We start from the raw sequence: 467 nt of genomic DNA, 5'->3' as shown, positions 1-467 counted from the left end.
CGCAGGCCCCGGCTGGAGGAGGTCGTGGCCGTGGAGACGTACAGGCCCTAGGACATCCGGGCCGTGCTGGCGGAGGTCGTGGACGACGGCGACCTCCTGGAGGTCCACGAGCACTGGGCGCCGAACGTGGTGTGCGCGTTGGCGCGGATCGACGGTCGGGTCGTCGGCGTGGTCGGCAACCAGCCGATCGTGCTGGCGGGCGTGCTCGACATCGCCGCGTCGCAGAAGGCGGCGCGGTTCGTGAGGTTCTGCGACGCGTTCGGCATCCCGCTGGTGTCCTTGGTCGACGTGCCGGGATTCCTGCCGGGCACCGAGCAGGAGCTGGGCGGCGCGATCCGGCACGGGGCGAAGCTGCTGTACGCGTACTGCGAGGCGACCGTGCCGCGGGTGCAGGTGATCCTGCGCAAGGCCTACGGCGGGGCGTACATCGTGATGGACTCGCGCTCGGTGGGCACCGACCTGTCCCT

1 pseudogene is annotated in these 467 nt (G+C 71.3%); it reads left to right on the top strand.

The features are described 5' to 3' along the window. Window positions 1–467, top strand: a pseudogene (locus AB0G02_RS41090) (carboxyl transferase domain-containing protein); the annotation flags it as partial.

The sequence above is a fragment of the Actinosynnema sp. NPDC023658 genome (assembly GCF_040639995.1).
GTDB lineage: Bacteria > Actinomycetota > Actinomycetes > Mycobacteriales > Pseudonocardiaceae > Actinosynnema.
The sequence above is the reverse complement of the archived record's forward strand: the minus strand, read 5'-3'. Positions and strand labels throughout refer to the sequence as shown.